The sequence below is a fragment of the Actinocorallia sp. API 0066 genome (assembly GCF_020991275.1).
Taxonomy (GTDB): Bacteria; Actinomycetota; Actinomycetes; order Streptosporangiales; family Streptosporangiaceae; genus Actinocorallia.
Map to the genome: position 1 here is coordinate 177,579 of NZ_JAJLQY010000003.1, position 20,215 is coordinate 197,793.

General features: G+C 73.2%; 15 protein-coding genes. 8 read left to right on the forward strand and 7 right to left on the reverse strand.

Going from position 1 to position 20,215, the window contains the following annotated elements; all coding sequences use genetic code 11:
• Positions 1 to 24: 24 nt before the first annotated feature.
• A complete protein-coding gene (locus tag LO762_RS33405) occupies positions 25 to 1,887 on the forward strand; it encodes a rhodanese-like domain-containing protein (protein WP_308103589.1) in 1,863 nt (620 codons plus the stop codon).
• Positions 1,884 to 3,221: an FAD-binding oxidoreductase gene (locus LO762_RS08655; RefSeq protein ID WP_230613843.1), complete on the forward strand. Its 1,338-nt coding sequence runs from the start codon at positions 1,884 to 1,886 to the stop codon at positions 3,219 to 3,221. Before LO762_RS33405 ends, LO762_RS08655 begins: the two co-directional genes overlap by 4 nt.
• Positions 3,222 to 3,336: 115 nt before the next feature.
• On the opposite strand, the gene LO762_RS08660 is transcribed toward LO762_RS08655, so the two are convergent.
• The 5 genes from LO762_RS08660 to LO762_RS08680 all read right to left on the reverse strand — a co-directional run bounded on the left by LO762_RS08660 (position 3,337) and on the right by LO762_RS08680 (position 11,901).
• Positions 3,337 to 6,705, reverse strand: a complete 3,369-nt coding sequence (locus LO762_RS08660; protein WP_230613845.1) for a pyruvate carboxylase — start codon at positions 6,703 to 6,705, stop codon at positions 3,337 to 3,339.
• 170 nt (positions 6,706 to 6,875) lie between these two features.
• The gene (locus tag LO762_RS08665; protein ID WP_230613846.1) at positions 6,876 to 7,772 is read right to left on the reverse strand and encodes an NAD(+)/NADH kinase; all 897 of its coding nucleotides are present in this window, start codon (positions 7,770 to 7,772) and stop codon (positions 6,876 to 6,878) included.
• A 73-nt stretch (positions 7,773 to 7,845) separates the two neighbouring features.
• Positions 7,846 to 9,285 carry an aminotransferase class I/II-fold pyridoxal phosphate-dependent enzyme gene (locus LO762_RS08670; RefSeq protein ID WP_230613847.1) on the reverse strand — a complete coding sequence of 480 codons (1,440 nt, stop codon included), beginning with the start codon at positions 9,283 to 9,285 and terminating at the stop codon, positions 7,846 to 7,848.
• A gap of 214 nt (positions 9,286 to 9,499) precedes the next feature.
• Positions 9,500 to 10,291, reverse strand: a complete 792-nt coding sequence (locus tag LO762_RS08675; protein ID WP_230613848.1) for a hypothetical protein — start codon at positions 10,289 to 10,291, stop codon at positions 9,500 to 9,502.
• Between the two features lie 209 nt (positions 10,292 to 10,500).
• Positions 10,501 to 11,901 (reverse strand): FAD-binding oxidoreductase, encoded by a 1,401-nt coding sequence (locus LO762_RS08680; RefSeq protein WP_230613849.1) that lies wholly within the window; start codon positions 11,899 to 11,901, stop codon positions 10,501 to 10,503.
• Between the two features lie 71 nt (positions 11,902 to 11,972).
• On the opposite strand from LO762_RS08680, the gene LO762_RS08685 reads away from it, so the two are divergent.
• The 5 genes from LO762_RS08685 (at position 11,973) to LO762_RS08705 (ending at position 17,935) form a co-directional block, all read left to right on the forward strand.
• Entirely contained in the window at positions 11,973 to 12,584 is a 612-nt protein-coding gene (locus tag LO762_RS08685) for a TetR/AcrR family transcriptional regulator (protein WP_230613850.1), read from the forward strand.
• Between the two features lie 388 nt (positions 12,585 to 12,972).
• A complete protein-coding gene (locus tag LO762_RS08690; RefSeq protein WP_230613851.1) occupies positions 12,973 to 14,589 on the forward strand; it encodes an ABC-F family ATP-binding cassette domain-containing protein in 1,617 nt (538 codons plus the stop codon).
• 253 nt (positions 14,590 to 14,842) lie between these two features.
• Entirely contained in the window at positions 14,843 to 15,925 is a 1,083-nt protein-coding gene (locus LO762_RS08695; RefSeq protein ID WP_230613852.1) for an NAD(P)/FAD-dependent oxidoreductase, read from the forward strand.
• On the forward strand, positions 15,922 to 16,797 hold the full coding sequence (locus LO762_RS08700; RefSeq protein WP_230613853.1) for an RNA polymerase sigma-70 factor: 876 nt from the start codon (positions 15,922 to 15,924) through the stop codon (positions 16,795 to 16,797). The genes LO762_RS08695 and LO762_RS08700 overlap by 4 nt, the downstream gene beginning before the upstream one ends.
• Before the next feature lie 46 nt (positions 16,798 to 16,843).
• The gene (locus LO762_RS08705) at positions 16,844 to 17,935 is read left to right on the forward strand and encodes a hypothetical protein (protein ID WP_230613855.1); all 1,092 of its coding nucleotides are present in this window, start codon (positions 16,844 to 16,846) and stop codon (positions 17,933 to 17,935) included.
• A gap of 84 nt (positions 17,936 to 18,019) precedes the next feature.
• Here LO762_RS08705 and LO762_RS08710 read toward each other — a convergent pair whose 3' ends face one another.
• Entirely contained in the window at positions 18,020 to 18,490 is a 471-nt protein-coding gene (locus tag LO762_RS08710; protein ID WP_230613857.1) for a DUF1772 domain-containing protein, read from the reverse strand.
• A 136-nt stretch (positions 18,491 to 18,626) separates the two neighbouring features.
• Here LO762_RS08710 and LO762_RS08715 point away from each other — a divergent pair, with 136 nt between their 5' ends.
• Positions 18,627 to 19,562 carry an AraC family transcriptional regulator gene (locus tag LO762_RS08715; RefSeq protein ID WP_230613859.1) on the forward strand — a complete coding sequence of 312 codons (936 nt, stop codon included), beginning with the start codon at positions 18,627 to 18,629 and terminating at the stop codon, positions 19,560 to 19,562.
• Between the two features lie 25 nt (positions 19,563 to 19,587).
• On the opposite strand, the gene LO762_RS08720 is transcribed toward LO762_RS08715, so the two are convergent.
• A complete protein-coding gene (locus LO762_RS08720; RefSeq protein ID WP_230613861.1) occupies positions 19,588 to 20,154 on the reverse strand; it encodes a PadR family transcriptional regulator in 567 nt (188 codons plus the stop codon).
• Positions 20,155 to 20,215 lie beyond the last annotated feature (61 nt).

Genomic DNA, 20,215 nt, shown 5'->3' on the forward strand with positions numbered 1-20,215 from the left:
GAATAGGTCGGAGGAGGGGTTGGGATGGGGCGGTTTGTGATTGTGGGGGCGGGGGCGGTCGGGGTGAGTCTGGCGGCGGAGTTGGTGCGGGCCGGGCGGGATGTGGTGGTTGTGGGGAGGGGGGCGCAGCTTGCGGCGTTGCGGGAGGGGCGGTTCGTTTATGTGCGGCCCGAGGAGAGGTGGGTGGTGGAGGTCGCCTCGGTGGGCGGGGTTGACGAGGTGGAGTTGGTCGAGGGGGACGTGTTGGTGTTGGCGACGAAGACGCAGGACGTTGAGGCCGTCGTCGCGGAGTGGGCGTGGCGGCCGGTGCGGTTGGCGGACGGGGGGACGGGGTCGGCGGCGGAGCACGTGCCGGTGGTGACGCCGCAGAACGGGCTGGACGCCGAGCGGGTGGCATCGCGGCGGTTCCGCACGGTGTTCGGGGCGGTGCTGGCCATCCCCGCGACCTACCTGAGGACGGGCGAGGTACTTTCGGCGGGAACGCCCCAGGTCGGGCTGGTCTGGCTCGGGCGGGTGCCCGGCGGGGAACACCCCGGAGTTGAGGAGGTGGCCGCGGATCTGCGTGAGGCCGGGTTCGGGGTGCAGACCGTCCCGGACATCGCCCGGTGGAAGGCCGGGAAACTGCTGCTCAGCGTCACGTTTGTGCTCAAGGCCCTCTACCCGGACGGCCCGCTGCGCGACAGGGCCGCCGCGGTGCTCACCGCCGAGGCGCGCGAGATCCTGGCGGCGGCCGGGCAGGACGCCGCCGACCTGGTGGCCGACAGCACGGTGGACCTCGCCGGGTTCACCGCCGCCGACGTGCCCGGCACCGAGCCCGGCGGGAACTCGACGTGGCAGAGCCTCACCCGCGCGGGCTCCCTCGAAACGGACTTTCTGAACGGTGAGATCGTCCTCGCCGCGCGGCTGCTCGGGCTGCGCGCCCCGGCGAACGAGGCGGTCCTGCACCGGATCCACCGGCTGCGCGCGGAGGGCGGCACCCCCGGATCACTCACCGAAGCCGATCTGCTGGCCGACCTGCCCGTGCTGGCCGAACCGTCCGAACCGTCCGAACAGGACGTACTCATCGACGTCGCAGGGCTCAAGGTCGCCCTGGACGGGCCGGACAAGCCCGTCGTCCTGGACGTCCGCTGGGCGCTCGGCGACCCGCACGGCAGGGAGCACTACCGCGCGGGCCACCTCCCCGGCGCGGTGTTCGCCGACCTGGAGCACGACCTGTCCGGGCCCGCGACGCCCGAAGGGGGACGTCATCCGCTGCCCGACGTAGCGGCGTTGGAGAAGGCAGCCCGTGGATGGGGGATCACGCAGGGCGGTCCGGTGGTGGTCTATGACAACAGCGGCGGTCTGGCGGCGGCCCGCGCGTGGTGGCTGCTGCGCTGGGCGGGCGTCGCGGACGTCCGCATCCTGGACGGCTCGCTCAGCACGTGGACGGCGGCGGGCCTCCCGCTGGAGACGGGCGAAGCCGCGCCCGAGCCCGGCGACGTTGTCCTGAGCGGCGGGCACCTGCCCGTCCTCAGCGCCGACGAGGCAGCCGCGCTGGCGCACGACGGGGTCCTGCTCGACGCGCGCGCCCCCGAGCGGTACCGGGGCGAGACCGAGCCCGTCGATCCGCGTCCCGGGCACATTCCGGGCGCGCGGAACGCCCCGGCCACCGCGAACCTGGGCAAGGACGGCAGGTTCGCGCCGCCGGAGGTGCTGCGGGCCAGGTACGGCGCGCTGGGCGCGGTGCGCGGGGCCGCCGTGGGCGTCTACTGCGGCTCGGGTGTCACGGCGGCGCTGGACGTCGCGGCGCTGCGGGTCGCGGGCGTGGACGCGGCGCTGTACCCCGGCTCGTGGTCGGCCTGGTCGGCCGACCCGGCGCGGCCCGCCGCCACCGGTCCGCGCGCGTGAGCGGCGTCCTGCCCGCCGACCGCTGGCTGACCGGCGCCGACGTCGAGCCGTACCGGTTCGACCGCTCCGGCTGGGTGCCGGAGGGCAGGCCCGCCGCGGTGGCGCTCGCCGAGTCCGTCGAGGACGTCAGCGCGGTGCTGCGGGAGGCGTCGCGCACGGGGACGCCGGTGGTGCCGCGCGGCGCCGGGACGGGGCTGGCGGGCGGCGCGGCCGGGACGGACGGCTCGATCGTGCTGGACGTCAGCCGGATGAACCGGATCCTGGAGCTGGCGCCGGACGACGAGCTCGCCGTCGTCGAGCCCGGCGTCATCACCGCGGACCTGGACAAAGCCGCCGCCGCGTACGGCCTGCGGTACGCGCCGGACCCGGCGAGCGCGGCGATCTCCACCATCGGCGGGAACATCGCGACGAACGCGGGCGGGCTGCGCTGCGCGAAGTACGGCGTCACGCGGGAGTCCGTGCTCGGGCTCGACGTCGTGCTGGCCGACGGGACGCTCCTGCGGACGGGGCGGCGCACCGTCAAGGGCGTCGCGGGCTACGACCTGACGGGGCTGCTCGTCGGCTCCGAGGGCACGCTCGGCGTTGTGGTGGGCGCGACGCTGCGGCTGCGGCCCATCCCCGACGAGACGGCGACGATCGCGGCTCGGTTCGCCGACTTCACGTCCGCCGCACGGGCTTCGGCGGCCCTGACGGCGGCCCGGATCCGGCCGTCCCTCGCGGAGCTGCTGGACGAGGCGACGCTCGCCGCCGTCTCCCGGCTCGACCCGGCGCTCGGAAGCGGGGACGGCGCCCTGCTGCTCGTCCAGACGGACGGCCCCGCCGCCTCCTTGGAAGCCGACCGCATCGAGAGCATCCTCGCTCCCCTGGCCCGCACGACGGACCGGGCGGGCGACGCCCAGGAAGCCGAAGCCCTCCTTGCGGCCCGCCGCCTCGCCCTTCCCGCGATCGAACGCCTCGGCCGTCCCTTCATCGAGGACATCGCCGTGCCGCGCACCCGCCTGGGCGAGGCTGCCTCGTCCATCGCCCGCATCGCCGCCGCCACCGGCGTCCACGTCTGCACCATCGCCCACGCCGCCGACGGCAACCTCCACCCCATCATCGTCACCCCTGACGGGGCCGACCACAACGCCGAGAAAGCCGTCTGGGAGACCGCGGAGCAGATCTTCGCCCTGGCCCTCGACCTCGGTGGCACCGTCACCGGCGAACACGGCATCGGCACCCTCAAACGCCGCTGGCTGACCCGCGAACTGGGGCCCGCGTCCCAGTCGCTCCACCACCGCCTGAAAGCCGTCTTCGACCCCCAGAACCTGCTCAACCCCGGCAAGGCGCTCTGACGACCAAGACCCACCCGTCCGCCGGTATGGCGAGCGCGCTGCTTCTGGATCGCCTGACGCGACAGGTGCCGGTGCCTCCCGTTCGGATCGAAGGGGAGGCACCGGGGCCGGGCCGCTATTCGAGGACGATGAGGAGGTCTCCGGCTTCCACCTGCGTGGGGCCGGGGACTACCACTCGGGTTACTACGCCTGCTACGGGCGTGGTGATGGCGGCTTCCATCTTCATGGCCTCGATGACGGCCACGGTGTCGCCCGCCGCGACCGTCGTGCCGGGGGCGACCTTGGTCGTCACGGAGCCGGAGAAGGGGGCGGCCACCTGGCGCGGGTCGGCCGGGTCGGCGCGTTCGGCGCGCGGGGTGTCGGGCGCCACCGAGCGGTCGCGAACGGTGACGGTGCGGGCCTGGCCGTTGACGGTGCAGATGACCTGGCGGCAGCCCGCCTCGTCGATGGGGCCGATGGCCTCGATGGACGTAAGGACACGGACGCCGGGTTCCAGGTCGAAGGCGACCTCCTGGGCCGGGCGCAGGCCGTAGAGGAACGCGCCCGTGGGCAGGACCGACAGGTCGCCGTACGAAGCGCGGGATTCGGCGTAGTCCTTGGCCGGGCCGGGGAACAGGAGGCGGTCCAGCGTCGTGCGGACGTCGGGCCCGGCCAGCCCCTTCTCCTCCTCCTTCGACAGGGTGGCCTTAGGCGGCGTGTAAGCGCGTCCGCGCAGGGCCGCCGATCGGAACGGCTCGGGCCAGCCGCCGGGCGGGTCGCCCAGCTCGCCGGAGAGGAACCCGATGACGCTGTCGGGCAGGTCGAACGCGGCGGGGTCGGCGGCGAACCGCGCGGGGTCCGCGTCGGCGGCGACGAGGTGCAGCGCGAGGTCACCGACGACCTTGCTCGACGGCGTCACCTTCACGAGCCGTCCGAGGATCCGGTCGGAAGCCTCATAAAGCCGCTCGATCTCCTCGAACCGGTCGCCGAGGCCGAGCGCGACGGCCTGCTGTCGCAGGTTGGAGAGCTGCCCGCCCGGGATCTCGTGCCTGTAGACACGTCCCGTCGGCGCGGGGAGGCCCATCTCGAACGGCGCGTAGAGCCGTCGCACCGCCTCCCAGTACGGCTCAAGCGCGGTGACGGCGTCGAGGTCGAGCCCGGTGGCGCGCTCGGTGTGGTCGGTGTGCGCGACGACCGCCTGGAGCGGCGGCTGGCTCGTCGTCCCCGACAGCGGCGACGACGCGCCGTCCACCGCGTCCACACCCGCCTCGATCGCGGCGAGGTAGGTCGCGAGCTGGCCGCCCGCGGTGTCGTGGGTGTGCAGGTGGACGGGCAGGTCGAACCGCTCGCGCAGCGCGCCGACGAGGGTGCGGGCGGCGGGCGCGCGCAGCAGCCCCGCCATGTCCTTCACGCACAGCACGTGCACGCCCGCCTCGACGAGTTCCTCCGCGAGCCGCAGGTAGTAGTCCAGCGTGTACAGCCGCTCGCCCGGCGACGAAAGGTCGCCCGTGTAGCAGAGGGTGCCTTCGGCGATCGCGTGCGTGTGTAGGACGGCGTCGATAGCGGGGCGCATCCGGGACACGTCGTTGAGCGCGTCGAAGATACGGAAGATGTCCACGCCGGTCTTGGCGGCCTCGCCTACGAACGCCTTGGCCACGGCGTCCGGGTAGGGCGTGTACCCGACGGTGTTGCGGCCGCGCAGCAGCATCTGCAGGCACGTGTTGGGGGCCGCCTCGCGCAGGGCCGCCAGCCGCTCCCAGGGCGACTCACCCAGGAACCGCAACGCGACGTCGTAGGTGGCCCCTCCCCAAGCCTCGATAGACAACAGCTCCGGTAGCGTCCGCGCGACGTGCGGTGCGGCGCGCAGCAGGTCGGCGGTCCTTACACGGGTGGCCAGGAGCGACTGGTGGGCGTCGCGGAACGTCGTGTCGGTGACGGCGAGGGCCCGCTGTTCCCGCAGCTGAGCGGCGAAGGCGCGCGGTCCGAGCGCGAGCAGCCGGTCGCGTGACCCCTCGGGGAACGGCCCGCGAGCCAGCGGCGGGAGCTTGACGGCCGGGTCGAGATCCGTGGGCGCGTCGCCGTAGGGCTTGTTGACGGTGACGTCCGCGAGGTACCGCACGAGCCGGGTGGCCCGGTCGCCGCTGGACCGGGCGGTGAGCAGCTCGGGATGCTCGGCGATATAGGCGGTGGTGACACCTCCGGCCCGGAAGTCCGGTTCGTCCAGCAGTGCCAGCAAGAAGGGGATGTTGCTGGCGACGCCCCGAATGCGGAACTCCGCGACGGCACGGGCGGCGCGGCGGACGGCGTCCTCGAAGGTCCGGCCGCGCGTGGTGAGCTTCACCAGCAGCGAGTCGAAGTGCGGGGAGACCTCCGCGCCCGCGTAGGCGGTGCCCGTGTCGAGCCGGACGCCCGCGCCGCCGGGTGAGCGGTACGCGGAGATCCTCCCGGTGTCGGGGCGGAAGTCGCGCGCCGGGTCCTCCGTGGTGATCCGGCACTGCACCGCGAACCCGGACACCGTCACCTCGTCCTGGGTGATGCCGAGGTCGTCGAGGGTCGCGCCGCCCGCGATCCGCAGCTGCGCCTGCACGAGGTCGACGCCGGTGACCTCCTCGGTCACCGTGTGCTCGACCTGGATGCGCGGGTTCATCTCGATGAAGACGTGCTTGCCCTGTTCGTCGACGAGGAACTCGACGGTTCCCGCGTTGACGTACCCGACCTCACGGGCGAACGCGACGGCGTCCGCGCAGAGGCGGCGGGCGACGAGCGGGTCGAGTCCGGGCGCGGGGGCGATCTCCACGACCTTCTGGTGGCGGCGCTGCACCGAGCAGTCGCGCTCGCGCAGGTGCACGGTGTGGCCCGCGCCGTCAGCCAGGACCTGGACCTCGATGTGCCGCGGCCGGTCCACCGCCTGTTCCAGGAAGACCGTCGGGTCGCCGAACGCGCTCTCGGCCTCGCGGCGCGCGGCGTCCACGGCGTCGGGCAGGTCCTCGCGGCGGTCCACCCGGCGCAGGCCGCGCCCGCCGCCCCCGGCCGCCGCCTTGACGAACAGGGGCAGGCCCACCTCGTCGGCCGCCTCCAGCTCGCGGCCGGGCTCGGGCGTCACCGAACGCAGCACCGGCAGCCCGGCCCGCCGCGCCGCCGCGACCGCCTCGATCTTGTTGCCCGCCAGCCGCAGCACCCGCGCGGGCGGCCCGACGAACACAAGCCCGGCCTCCGCGCACGCCTCCGCCAGCTCCGGGCTCTCCGAGAGGAACCCGTACCCGGGATACACCGCGTCCGCGCCGACCCGCAGCGCCGTCGCGACGATCTCCTCGACGTTCAGATACGCGCGCACCGGATGCCCGGGTTCACCGATCGGGTACGCCTCGTCCGCCTTCTGCCGGTGCAGCGAGAACCGGTCTTCCTGCGCGTAGACGGCGACGCTCGCCACGCCCAGCTCATACGCCGCCCGGCACGCGCGCACGGCGATCTCCCCGCGGTTGGCGACCAGCAACTTCGTGATCACGACACAGCTCCTCGTCCTGGGATACCGCGACGTTCACACGTCGGCACCCCGCTGAGAAGCCACCCACCCGGTAATTCATCAAGATCTACCCTGTCAACGACCAAATGCCAATAATTCCGCCCCACCCTTCACTTCAGCCACAGGACGGCGTTCGCTGGGCCCGGAGGCGGCTAGGTGAGGCGGCGGAGGTCGGGCGGGATGAGTTCGAGGAGCTGGTCGGGGCGGAGCGGGAGGTCGAGAAGGCTGAGTTTGACGCGGCTGCGGCTCGCGTGCTCGTCCGTGGAGAGGCGGACGACCTGGGCGGCCTCGCCGCGCAGGGACGCGCTGAGGACGTCGCCGGGGTCCAGGACGCCCGCCGCGGTGCCGTCGATCTCGACGGTGACGGGCGTGCTGTCCTGCGCCACGGAGAAACGGACCTGGTCCTGCGCGCCCAGGACCACCGAACGGCTGATTCCGGACATCGGCGCGACGGGGGTGACGACGACCGCGTCGGAGGAGGGCGACAGGACGGGGCCGCCCGCCGCGTAGTTGTAGGCGGTCGAGCCGGTCGGGGTCGCGACGACGACGGCGTCGCCCCGGTAGTAGCCGTACCCGAGGTCGTTGACGGCGAGATCGACCGAGACCGTCCCGGCGCGGCCCGCCCTGCCCAGCACCACGTCGTTGAACCCGAACCGCGTCTCCAGCGGGCCCTGCCCTGCCGTCACCTCCAGGCAGCCGTGCTGCTCGATGGTGAAATCGCCGGACGTCAGCCGTAGCAGGGCCTCGGCCAGGCGTGCGGGCGCGACCTCCACGAGGAACCCCAGGGTGCCGTGGTTGACACCGAGGACGGGCACGGGACGATCGACCATCAGCCGCATCGCGCCCAGCATCGTGCCGTCACCGCCGAGCGCGACGACGGCGTCCACCCGGGCGACGAACTCGTGGTCGGCGACGAACTCGACACCGCCCGTCACGCGCTGCCTGTCGCCCTCCCGGACGAGGACCCGGACGGCCTGCCGCCGGGCGAACGCGAGGATCGTCGCCACCGAGCTGTCCACCGGCCGGACCGGATGGACCACCAGCCCCACCGCGCTCCCCCGCAGGTCAGACCCCATACCTCAGCCTAACCTCCGGCGTCCGGCGAGGTGGGCGGCGGTGCGGCTAGCGGAGGTCGGCGGCGAGGGCGGGGCCCAGGTCGTGGAGGACCCGGAGGAGGAGTTCCACGTCGCCGGTGGTGGTGCGCCAGTTGACGATCGCCGCGCGGAGCACCTTTCTGCCGCGATACATCGAGGTTCCCGCGTAGACGCGGCCGTCGGCCAGGAGGGCTTCGCCTAGGCGGGTGTTGAGCTCGTCCAGGCGTTCTTCGGGGACGCCGGGCGGGCGGTAGCGGAAGCAGACGACGCAGAGGCGGACGGGGGCGAGGAGCTCCAGGTCGGGGGCCTGGTCGATGAGGGCGCCCAGATGGGCGGCGACGTCCAGGTGGCGTTCGACCATCTGCTGGTAGCCCTCGCGGCCATAAGCCTTGAGGGTGGCCCAGATAGGCAGGGCGCGTGCCCTGCGGGAGGATTCCGGGCCCAGGGTGTTGTAGTTGATCTGCTCCTCTCCGGCGCCCGGTAGGTAGGGGACGCCCCAGTCACCGAAGGCGCGGTGCTGCCATGCGGGGTCGCGGATGAAGGAGAAACCACTCTCATAGGGGACGTTCAGCCATTTGTGGCCGTCGGCGGTGATCGAATCGGCGCGCTCCATGCCGTCCGTGAGGTGGGAGGTGCGCGGGGAGAGGGCGGCGAACGCGCCGAAGGCGGCGTCCACGTGCAGCCAGGCGCCGTGGCGGGCGGCGAGGTCGGCCAGCTCCGGCAGCGGGTCGGCGGCGCCGGTGGTGACCTCGCCGACGTTGCCGACGACGATCGCCGGGGCGCCGTCCAGGGCGCGCAGTGCCGCTTCCAGGGCTTCGAGATCGACCGTGCCGGTGTCGTCCCGGGCGAAAGTGCGCAGGGTGTCCCTTCCGTGCCCGAGGACCTGCAGGGCGCGGCGGGTGCTCGGGTGCACGAGCCCGCTGCTGAACACGGGCAGCGGCGGCAGGCCGGACAGCCCGTGCGCCGTCACGTCCACGCCGTGCCGCTCCGCCCACCACGCCCGCGCGCAGGCCAGCCCGGTGACGTGCGCGAACGTCGCGCTCGGCGTGAGCACCCCGCCGAACTCCGGCGGGATCCCGAACAGCTCCTTCAACCACCCCAGCGCGACCGTCTCCACCCGCGCCGCCAGCGGCGACGCCAGCCAGAGCCCGCTCACCTGGTCCAGCAGCGACGTCGCCCAGTCGCCCGCCATCGCGGCCGGTGTCGCCCCGCCCACGACCAGATGGAAGAACCGGGGCCCCGACGAATGGGTGGCCGCCCTCACGCCTACCTCGACCAACTGCTCGATACTCCGCTCGCCCCCTACGCCGCGCTCGGGCAGCGGCCCGCCCAGGTCGCCGAGCACCCCGTCGTCGGCCGACTCGTGGACCTTCCGCTCCGCCAACCCCTCCAGATACGGGCCCGCCGCCCGGAAAACCACCTCCAACGCCTTTCCCGCCGCCGCCCCCTCGCCCACCGGATCGCCCATGAACGCCATCGTAGAACCCCCGATCGGGGCCGCCATCGGCACGGCGGCCCGACATCTCCCACCGCAGGGCGCTCCGCGTGGTGGCCCGCTGAGCGTGCCGGTGCTCGGCGGGGCGCGGTGCGCCAGTCCCCATGTACCCCGTGCACGGCGCGAACTCCGTGACGTGTGGGGCGGGTTTTGCTTGCTGTGGAGTGAGGGGGTGCTTGCCGTTCGGTCAGATGGGGACGGCGAGGGTCGAGGTGTAGCCGGTCGCGGGGGTTCCGGTGACGGTGGCCAGTTGGAGGGAGTGGCCGTCCCGGAAGATGATGTCGGTATCCAGGTTGAGGGAGCGCATGGTGGTGGCGCTCGCGGTGTAGCCGGGCTGCTTGTACGCCTCGTTGCAGACGTCTTCGGGGAAGGCCATCTGGGTGGTCTTCAAGGGGGTGGAGGTGGTGGTGGCGATCCTCAGGGAGGCGTAGACCTCAAAGTGGACGTGCGGCCAGCGGCCCGGATAGGCGGCGGGGAAGACGCTGGTGAAGGTGACGGTGCCGGAGGAGTCGGTCTCCTGGACGCCCCGTAGGTAGTTCTCTTCGGTGACGCCTTCCGAATAGAGGGAGTAGCGGCCTTCGCGGTCGCACTGCCACGCGTAGACGGCGGCTCCCGCGAGCGGCGTGCCTTCCCTCGTCACGGTGAAGGAGAAGGTGAGCGGGATGCCTTCGGCCCTGCCGGTGGGGCCGCCGAAGCTGGAACGGATGTCGCTGCGCACGATGCCGGACCGCGTCAGCACGTTCGGGCCGTTGGAGCCGTCGCCCGGGTAGGGGCCTGCGGACTCGTCGGGGATCCGGGCTCCCGCGGCGCCCTGGGCCCGCTCGGCGGTCTTCGTCGAGGTGCTGGCGTGGCCGTCCTGGTCGGCGCAGCCGACGAGTCCCGCCAGGGCCGCGCCGCCCAGGAGGCCGAGCGCGGCCCTGCGGTTCAGCAGCGTCGAGACGTCGAACGTGAGACCGCGATCGTGGTCATGCTCGTGCACGTGTGCTCCTCCGGGTCCGGCGCTCCGATCCTTCCAGCTTGGCGGCCCGTGATGAGATCCGCGTAAAGCCCGCCAGCGGCCCGGACGGAGGAACGCAAGGGCGCGGCGGCCCTGTCTGGAGGCTCCTCCCGGGACGGGCCCATCGGCCATTGGGCGGCATCTGAAGGAACGCGTCCCGGGCGTGGCGCGTAGGCCCGGCTTCGAGTGGATCAGTGGAGGAGGCGGGCGATGAGGGGGCCGACGACCGGGACGGTGCGGCCGGTGCGGGACTCGAAGCGGTCCACGCCGTGGGCGAGGACGTCGCCCGCCGAGGTTCCCAGGTAGCGGAGAGGCTGAGGCTCCCAGCGCGGGGAGCGGTGGTTCGTCCAGCACAGGCGGGTCTCCGGGCCGTCCAGATCCGCGACGAGGCGGGCGGCGGTGCGCCCGGCGAGGTTGGCGAGGGAGACGCCGTTGCCGCCGTAGCCGCCGGCTCGGGCGACGCCGTGGGCCGCGTCGTACGCGACGGACGGGCGGAAGTCGCGCGGCATGGCGAGGGGGCCGCCCCAACGGTGGGTGACGGCGGCGTCCGCCGCGCCGGGGAACAGCTCGTGGAGTGTGGCGACAAGGCGACGGTGAACAGGCGCGGACTCGTCCAGCGCGGCGTGCGGGTGCGACCAGGGGACGCCGACGCCACGGCCGCCCAGAGCGATCCTGTCGTCTGCGGTGCGTTGGAGGTAGGTGAAGTGCAGGCGCTGGTCCGCGAGCGTCGCGCGGTCCGCCCAGCCGACCGAGCGCCAGAACTCCTCGGCGAGCGGCTCCGTGGCGATCATGTACGAGTAGATCGGGGCGGGCGGCGGGCCCGCCAGGCGGGCGCCGGGGATGCTGCCGGTGAACGCCTCGGTGGCCAGGACGACGGTCTTCGCGCGGACCGTCGCCCGGTCGGTGCGCACCAGGGACGGCAGCACCTCGACCACCGGGCTGCCCTCGTGGATCACGCCTCCGCGCGCCTCCACGGCTGCGGCGAGCCCACGGGCCAGCCGGGCCGGGTCCAGGGCCGCGCAGTGCGGGGTGAACGAGGAGGCCACAACGCCGGGGACGGCCAGGTGCTCGCGCGTCTCGGCGGCGTCCAGGAGGCGCAGGTCGGTCGGCCCGAAGCCGAGCGCGTGCCGCGCGCTCACCGTCGCCGCCAGCCGGTCTGCCTGCGGCTTGTTGACGGCGACGAACCTGGCGCCGCCGTGCTTGTACCCGCAGTCGATGCCCTCGTGGGCGACGACGCGCCCTACCTCGGCGACGGTGTCGTCCACCGCGCGCTGCAACGTGGCAGCGGCCTCCCGTCCGTAGCGGCGCGCCCAGGGGGCAGGGCCGCCTGGGAGCTCGCCGAAGCACCAGCCGCCGTTCCGGCCGGACGCGCCGAAGCCCACTGTCTCGGCCTCCAGGACGACAACCGAGAGTTCCGGCGCCAGGACGCGCAGGTAGTACGCCGTCCACAGGCCGGTGAACCCCGCGCCGACGATGGCGACGTCGGCGCTCTTGTCATGCTCCAGGGGCGCGCGGGCCTGACGTGCTTCCAGGCCGCTCTGCCACAGCCCCGGCGCCGTGGCGGGGCTCCCTGCCTTCTTCCGAGTTTCCATGATGTCTATTATGATAATACTCGTCATGGAAATTCAAGCCGGGTGTCGGGCGGCTATGCTCGGGGCTTGTCATGACGTCGCAGGAAACACGCCGCTCCGTCGGCCGCCCGCCCCAGCCGGGCCGCCGCGCCGAGATCCTCACGGCCGCCACCCGGATCGTCGCCGAACGCGGCGTGGAGACCCTCTCGCTCGCCGAGCTGGCCAAGGCGCTGGGGTGCAGCACCTACACGCTGACGTACCACTTCGGCTCCAAGGACCGGCTGCTGGCGGCCATCGTGGGCGAGGTCGAACGGCACCTGCAGGCGGAGATCGCCGAACTCGCCGCGGACCCCGCGACCCCGCTCCCGGACCTGCTGCGCCACTACTGGCAGGCCGTCCGCTCCCCCAGCACCCGCCCCTACCTCCAGCTGTGGCTGGAGCTGCTCGTCCTGTCCGCCCGCCACCCCGACCGCTACCCCGGCTTCCAGGACCAGGCCGTCACCGGCTGGCGCACCCTCGCCGCCGACATCCTCCGCGCCCGCACCGGCTCCGACGCCCTCGCCAACCTCATCGTCGCCACCGTCACCGGCCTGGAACTCGACCTCCTCCTCAACCCCGACCCCACCCCCGCCGACGCCGCCCTCCACCACCTCCTCACCCTCCTGGAAACCCACCCCAACCCCTTCGACCCGACAAGCCCATAAACGGGTTGAGGGCACAGCGGCAACGTTGTTACGGTCAAAACATGCAGTACTACTTCTTCCTCTGACGGGCCGTGTTCGATCGGCCCGAGGGCAGGCGCTTGACAACTCCCGACTTCGTCGGGAAGCGCCCACCCCCGGACTGTGTCCGACCGGCCCGAGGGCAGGCGCTTTGCAACTCCCGACTTCGTCGGGAAGCGCCCACCCCCGGACTGTGTCCGACCGGCCCGAGGGCAGGCGCTTTGCAACTCCCGACTTCGTCGGGAAGCGCCCGCCCCCGGGCCATGTGCCTCCTGTGCCTCCGTGGTGAGGTGGTGGGGCGCTGACGTGTCCGTTGGTCGCTTGGGGAGGGTGCCGGTGAGGTGCGTCCCCGGTTGGTGGAAGAAGAATCATGCGGTTCGAACTTGTTGTTCCGGCGCGTTCGCGTGCCCAGCTCACCGCCGCCGGGGTGCGGGTGGCGCGGGGTGGGCGGGCCGTGCTGGCCGGGGTGGATCTGACCGTCTCGCCCGGGTCGCGGTGGGGGGTCGTCGGGGAGAACGGGCGCGGCAAGACGACGCTCCTGGACGTGCTCGCGGAGCGGCTCGCGCCCGACGCGGGCGAAGTGCGGCGGGTCGGCACGCTCGGGACGGCCGAGCAGGAGATCAACGCCGAGACCGTCGGCGACGTCGTCGCGGTGCACCTCGCCGGGGCGCGGGCCGCGCTGGCCGCCCTCGACGCGGCGGGCGAGGCGCTCGCCGAAGGCCGGGCCGGGGCCGACGACGCCTACCAGCGCGCGCTGGAGGCGGCCGAGGCGCTCGACGCCTGGGACGCCGAGCGGCGCGTCGACGTCGCCCTCGACGCGCTCGGCGCCGAGACCGACAGGGCGCGCCCGCTCAGCGAACTGTCCGTCGGCGGGCGGCACCGGGTCCGGCTGGCGTGCCTGCTCGGCGCGCCCTACGACTTCCTCCTCCTAGACGAGCCCACCAACCACCTCGACGCCGCCGCCCTCGACCACCTGACGACGGCGCTCAGGCAGCGCGCGGGAGGCGTCGTGATCGTCTCGCACGATCGGACGCTGCTGTCCGACGTCGTCACACACGTCCTCGACCTGGATCCGACGCAGGACGGGCGGCCCGCCGTCTACGGCGACGGCTACGCGGGCTACCTCGACGGCCGCCGCGCCGCGCTGGCCCGGTGGGCCGACGAGCACGAGCGGCAGCAGGCCGAGCGCGCACGGCTCAGCGCCGACCTCGCCGCCGCCCAGGCCCGGCTCGTCACCGGCTGGCGGCCGGACAAGGGCACCGGCAAGCACCAGCGGGCCACCCGGGCGCCCGGCCTGGTCCGGGCCGTCAACCGCAGGCGTGCGGAGCTGGAGCGGCATCCGGTGCCTATCCCGGCGCCGCCGCTGCGGCTGTCGGTGCCCGAACTGCCCGCGCGGCCCGGCGTGGCGCTCGTGCACGCCGTGGACGTCCGGGTCGACGGCAGGCTGCGCCGTCCCGTCTCGCTCACCCTGGAGTCGGGGTCGCGCGTGCTGCTCACCGGGCCGAACGGCTCCGGCAAGTCAACCCTGCTCGATGTCCTGGCGGGTCGGCTCACGCCGTCGTCCGGCACCGTCCGCGGCGCGCGGAAGGCGCGGATCCGGCTGCTCCGCCAGGAATCGACCCGCGCGGACGGCCGCGGGGCCGCCGACGTCTACGACGCGCACGTCGCCTCCCTCGTCTCCGCCGGGGAACTCCCGGTAAGCGAAGCTGTCTCCTTGCGTTCGCTCGGCCTCCTCTCTGGCCGGGACCTCGACCGTCCCGTCCGTGACCTGTCCACCGGCCAGCGCCGCCGCCTCGACCTCGCGCTGACCCTCGCCACCCGCCCCCACGCCCTTCTCCTGGACGAACCCACCAACCACCTCTCCACCCAACTCGTGGACGACCTCCTCCAAGCCCTGGAAACAACCCCCGCCGCCGTCCTCCTGGCCACCCACGACCGCTGGCTCCGCCACCGAACCGCCCACTGGCACCAACTCTCCACCACCTGACCAACCCCGCCGGGGCCCGAACCACGAGCCCACCTCTTCCTGACACCGCCGACCGCGCTCATCCTCAACAACGCCAACCATCACCACAGCTGACACGCACCGTACCCGTCTCACCACCGACCGAACTTACCGCCAGGCCACAACGGGCTAACCCCGCGCGGGCGGCGGGTGAGGTGGATCACTTGCCCGGAGGTGTCACAAAGCGCGGGGGTGTCTCGTCCTATGGGCGGTTCGGTACTCAGAGGAGGTCGGGATGAAGATTGTTGTGGTGGGCGCCGGGTACGCGGGGACGATCGCGGCCAATCGGGCGGCTCGGAAGGTGAAGGGGGCGGAGGTCACGGTGATCAATCCACGGGAGGAGTTCGTGGAGCGGGTGCGGCTGCACGAGCGGGTCGCGGGCGGCGGGGGCGCGGCGACGCCGCTCTCGGCGATGCTCCGGGACGGCGTCCGGGTGCGGCTCGGCACGGTCGAGCGGATCGGCGACGGCGAGGTCACCCTCCAGGACGGCGAGGTGTCCGGGTTCGACTACCTCTTCCTCGCCGTCGGAAGCACCGTCAGGGCACCCGAAGGCACCATCCCGGTCGGCACCTGGGAGGGGGCTGAGCAAGGCCGCGCCGCGCTGGCCGGGCTGCCCGACGGAAGCCCGGTGACCGTCGTCGGCGGCGGCCTGACGGGCATCGAGACGGCCGCCGAGGTCGCGTCCGCCCGTCCGGATCTGCGCGTCAGCCTCGTCAGCCCGACGCTCGGGGACAGTCTCGCCGAGGGCGGTCGCAGGCGCGTCCGCAAGGGCCTGGAAAGGCTCAACGTGGAGGTCGTCCAGGACACGTTCGCGGGCCTCGACCCCGAGACCGGCGCCGTCCTCCTGGCCTCGGGCGGACGGATCGCCTCCGGCCTCACCCTGTGGGCGATCCTCGAAGGCGTCCCGGACCTGGCGGCCCGCAGCGGCCTCAAGGTGGACGGCGAAGGCCGCGCGATCGTCGACGAGACGCTCCGCAGCGTGTCGGACCAGCGGATCTTCGTCGTCGGCGACTGCGCCGCGGTGCCCGGCGCGCGGGCCGCCTGCGCGACGGCGCTCCCGCAGGGCGCGCACGCCGCCGACACCCTCGCCCGTGTGCTCACCGGAAGGCGGCCCGCGCCCTACTCCATGGGCTACGCGGGGCAGGCCATCAGCCTGGGCCGCCGCGACGCGGTGATCCAGACGACCCGGCGCGACGACTCCCCGCGCGGTCTCCATCTCGCCGGACGCGCCGCCGCCGTCGCCAAGGAGACCATCGTCCGCTACGCCCGGACGGGCGCCCGCACGGCCGTCTACGGCTGGCTCCGGGGCCCGAAGTGAGCGACCCGGCCGACGAGTTCGCGGCGCACCGGCCGCTGCTGTTCTCGATCGCCTACGAGATCCTCGGTTCGGTCGCCGACGCCGAGGACGTCGTCCAGGACGCCTACCTGCGCTGGCAGGCGGTGGACCACGCCTCGGTGGACAACCCGCGCGCTTACCTGGCCCGTGTCGTCACCCGTAGGGCGCTGGACCTGCTGCGCTCGGCTGCCAGGCGTCGTGAGGAGTACGTCGGCCCGTGGCTGCCGGAGCCGCTGGCGACGGACGGCGCCGACCCCGGCCTCGACCACGTGCTCACCGGCGAGGCCGTCACCACGGCGATGCTGCTCGTGCTGGAGACGCTCACCCCGGCGCAGCGCGCGGTCTTCGTCCTGCGGGAGGTGTTCGACTTCGGCTATCCGGAGATCGCGGCGGCCGTCGGCAGGTCCGAGGCGGCGGTGCGGCAGCTCAACCGGCGCGCCCGCGCGCACGTCCGGGAGCGCCGGGGCGCCGCGATCGCCGACCCCGCCGAGGCGCGGCCCGTCGTGGAGCGGTTCCTGACGGCCGCGGCCACCGGCGACGTCCAGTCGCTGATGGACCTGCTCGCCCCCGACGTCGTCTTCCTGGCCGACGGCGGCGGTGTCGTCAGCGCGGTACGCAGGCCCGTACACGGCCCCGACAAGGTGGCCCGCCTGCTCCTGGGGCTGTTCGCCAAGGGCGCCCGGATGGGCGTCCTGGACATCCGCGTCGGGGTCACCAACGGGATGCACTCGATCACCGCCTATCTGGACGGCGCCCTGGACCAGATCACCGCGCTGGAGGTGCGCGACGGCCGTGTCACCGCCATCTACTGCGTCCGGAACCCGGAAAAGCTCACCAAGGTTCCCGCTCATTAGGGGGTCATGTCCAAGCCATCCCCGCTGACGTCGTAGGTTCGCCTCCATGGGAGACACAGCACAGGTGACGGAGCCCCTCGCGGCGCCGCTCGACCTCGCCCACGGTCCGGCCTGGACCAACCGGTTCGCCGTCGCGCCGCTGACGAACATGCAGAGCCACCGGGACGGCACGCTCTCCGACGACGAGTACGGCTGGCTCGTCCGCCGCGCGCAGGGCGGGTTCGGCATGGTGATGACCTGCGCCGCGCACGTCGCGCGGGCGGGGCAGGCGTTTCCCGGCCAGCTCGCGGCGTGGGACGACAGGTTCCTGCCGGGCCTCGCGCGGCTCGCGGCCGGGATCGGCGCGGCCGGGGCCGTCGCGGCGCTCCAGCTCCACCACGGCGGGCGGCGCGCCAACGCCCGGCTGTCCGGCGTGCCGGTCGTCGCGCCGTGGGACGACGCCGAGAAGGACGCCCGCGCGCTGACGACGGCCGAGGTAGGGCAGGTCGTGGAGGACTTCGTGGCGGCCGCCGTCCGGGCCGAGCGGGCCGGGTTCCACGGGGTCGAGGTGCACGGCGCGCACGGCTACCTCCTGTGCCAGTTCCTCAGCCCCCACAACACGCGGGCCGACCGGTACGGCGGCTCGTTCGAGAACCGTCAGCGGATCGTCTGGGAGATCCTGCAAGGCGTCCGGGACGCTACGGGGCCCGGCTTCCAGCTCGGACTCCGGCTCACCCCTGAGCGGAACGGCATCCCCCTCGCCGAAGCGCGCGCGCTTGCCGCCGACGTCCTCACCTCCGGACTCCTCGACTACTTGGACATGTCCCTCTGGGACGCGTTCAAGGAGACCTACGAGGAGGAGCACCGGGACAGGCCGCTCATCGAGTACTTCACCGGGCTGCCTCGCGGAACGACCCGGCTCGGCGTGGCCGGGAAGATCGCCTCCGCGCCGGACGCGGCGTGGTGCCTCGACCGGGGCGCCGACTTCGTCCTCGTCGGCGCCGGGGCGATCCTGCACCACGACTTCCCCCGGCTGGCCCTGGCCGACCCGTCCTTCCGGCTCGTCCAACCGAGGCCGCGCGAGCACTTCGTCAACGAGTCCGTCGGCCCCGCCTTCCTCCACTACCTCGCCACCGGCTGGCCCGACTTCGTCTCCTGACGCCGCCGGTCTGTGCTCGATTGGCCCGGAGGACGGCCGCTTCGCGACCCCGACTTCGTCGGGAGCGGCCGCCCCCGGGCCGGGTCACCTGGCGCTGCGGTAGGCGAGGGCGAAGGCTACGGCGGCGGAGAGGGCGCCCAGGGTGCGGAAGTGGTTGGCGGTCGTCCAGCGCGACAGGTAGGTGTGCCAGAAGTCGGCGGTCGTGGGCGCGGCGGCCGTCAGGGCGTCAAGGCGGTTGTTGTAAGGCACGTGGTAGACGACCGTCAGAACCACCGGGATCAGGTAGAGGGACGCCCCTACGATCGCGTGGACGGCGCCCGGGGCGTCGGTGTCGCGCAGCCCCGCCACGCCGACGGCGACGCCCGTCACGGCGGTGCCGAACAAGGCGAGCATAAAGAGCGGGTGCGGGGCCGCGCGGTTGATCGACTGCATCGCGGCGACGCCCTGGGCCGGAGGCAGGTCGCCCAGGGCCCGCATGACGAAGGTGGAGAAGCCGAAGAAGACACCGGCGCTCAGCCCGGCGCCGACGGTCGAGACGAGCAGCAGCGCGCGCATGACAGGTACTCCTTCAACGGGGTTCGCAGGGTCGGCCTGACGCCGACACCTCCCATCCCATCGGCCGACGGCGACGAACTCCATGGCCGGGCGGCGCACGCGCATACGCGTCCGGCGCAGGCGCTACCGTCGAGCCATGGACCCTCTCGCCGCCCTCCTGGACGGTCCACGGGCCCGCGGCGCGTTCCTGCTCCGGTCGGTGATGGACCCGCCGTGGTCGATGCGCGTCCAGGACCGCGCCCCGCTGACGGTCGTCGTCATCGTCAGGGGGCACGCCTGGATCAGCCCGGAGACGGGGCCGCCCGTCCGGCTCGCGGCCGGTGAGGTGGCGCTGGCCCGTGGCCCGCACGCCTACACGGTGTCAGACGCGCCGGAGACGCCCGCGCGGATCGTCATCCATCCGGGCCAGGTCTGCACGTCCCTGGACGGCACCAGGCTCGCGGAGCGCATGTCGCAGGGCGTCCGCACGTGGGGCAACAGCCGGGACGGCGCGACGGTGATGCTCACCGGCACCTACGAGACGGCGACGGAGACCACCCAGGACCTCCTCAACGCTCTGCCGCCGCTACTCACGCTCCCGGCCGACGCGTCCAGGGAGCCGCTCGTGGCGGCCCTCACCGAGGAGATCACGAGCGACTCCCCCGGACAGCCCGCCATCCTCGACCGCCTCCTCGACCTGCTGACCATCACCCTCCTGCGCGCCTGGCTGACCCGTCCCGACGCGCGGCCGCCCGCCTGGTACCGCGCGCGGGCCGACCCCCTCGTCGGGCCCGCCCTGCGGCTACTGCACCACAACCCGGCGCATCCCTGGACGGTCGATCTCCTGGCGGCCGAGCTGGCCGTCTCCCGCTCCACGCTGACGCGGCGGTTCACCTCGCTCGTCGGCGAACCCCCGATGGCGCACCTCACCCGGCACCGGCTGAGCCTGGCCGCCGACCTCCTCGAAGACCCCGCCCTCACCCTCGACACGATCGCCCGCAGGGTCGGCTACGCCAGCCCCTTCGCCCTCAGCACCGCCTTCAAACGCACCCGTGGCCTCACCCCCGCCCAGCACCGCGCCAAGGTCCGCTGACACGCGGTAAGCGACCCGAGGTCGCTTACCGCGTGGGGGTGGTGGTGCGTTGGGCGAGGACGGTGAGGGCGTGTTCGGCCCAGGTGATGTTCTCCTGCTCGAAGGAGATGCCGCGGAGGAGGGTGAGGTAGGGGCCTACACGGTCGCCGTGGGCCAGGTGCTCCTCCTCGGTGCGGCCGTCGAGGAGTTTGGCGCGGAGCCGTTCGTAGCGGGCGAGTTTGGCGCGCGCCCACTCCAGGCGTTCGGCGATGGCGGCGCGGACGGCCTCGGTATCGCCCACGTCGACGGCCTGGACCTTGACGAGCAGCTCGTCCCGGATCGCGCCAGGTTTGGGCAGTTCGGCGGTGAACGCCCGGAGCGCCGCACGGCCCGCCTCGGTCAGCGTGTAGACGCGTTTGTTGGGCCTGCGCTCCTGTTCCACGACGCGGGCGGAGATCAGCCCGGCCGCCTCCATCTTCTCCAGCTCCTTGTAGAGCTGCTGCGGGGTGGCCATCCAGAAGTTGGCCACGGACGCGTCGAAGCCCTTGGCCAGGTCGTAGCCGGACGCCTCGCCCTCCAGAAGCGCGGCCATGACCGCGTTGCGCAGTGCCATGCCCCCAGGATACCCACATCGCAGAATAGACAAAAAAGTGACTATTCAAGTGCATGCCTGA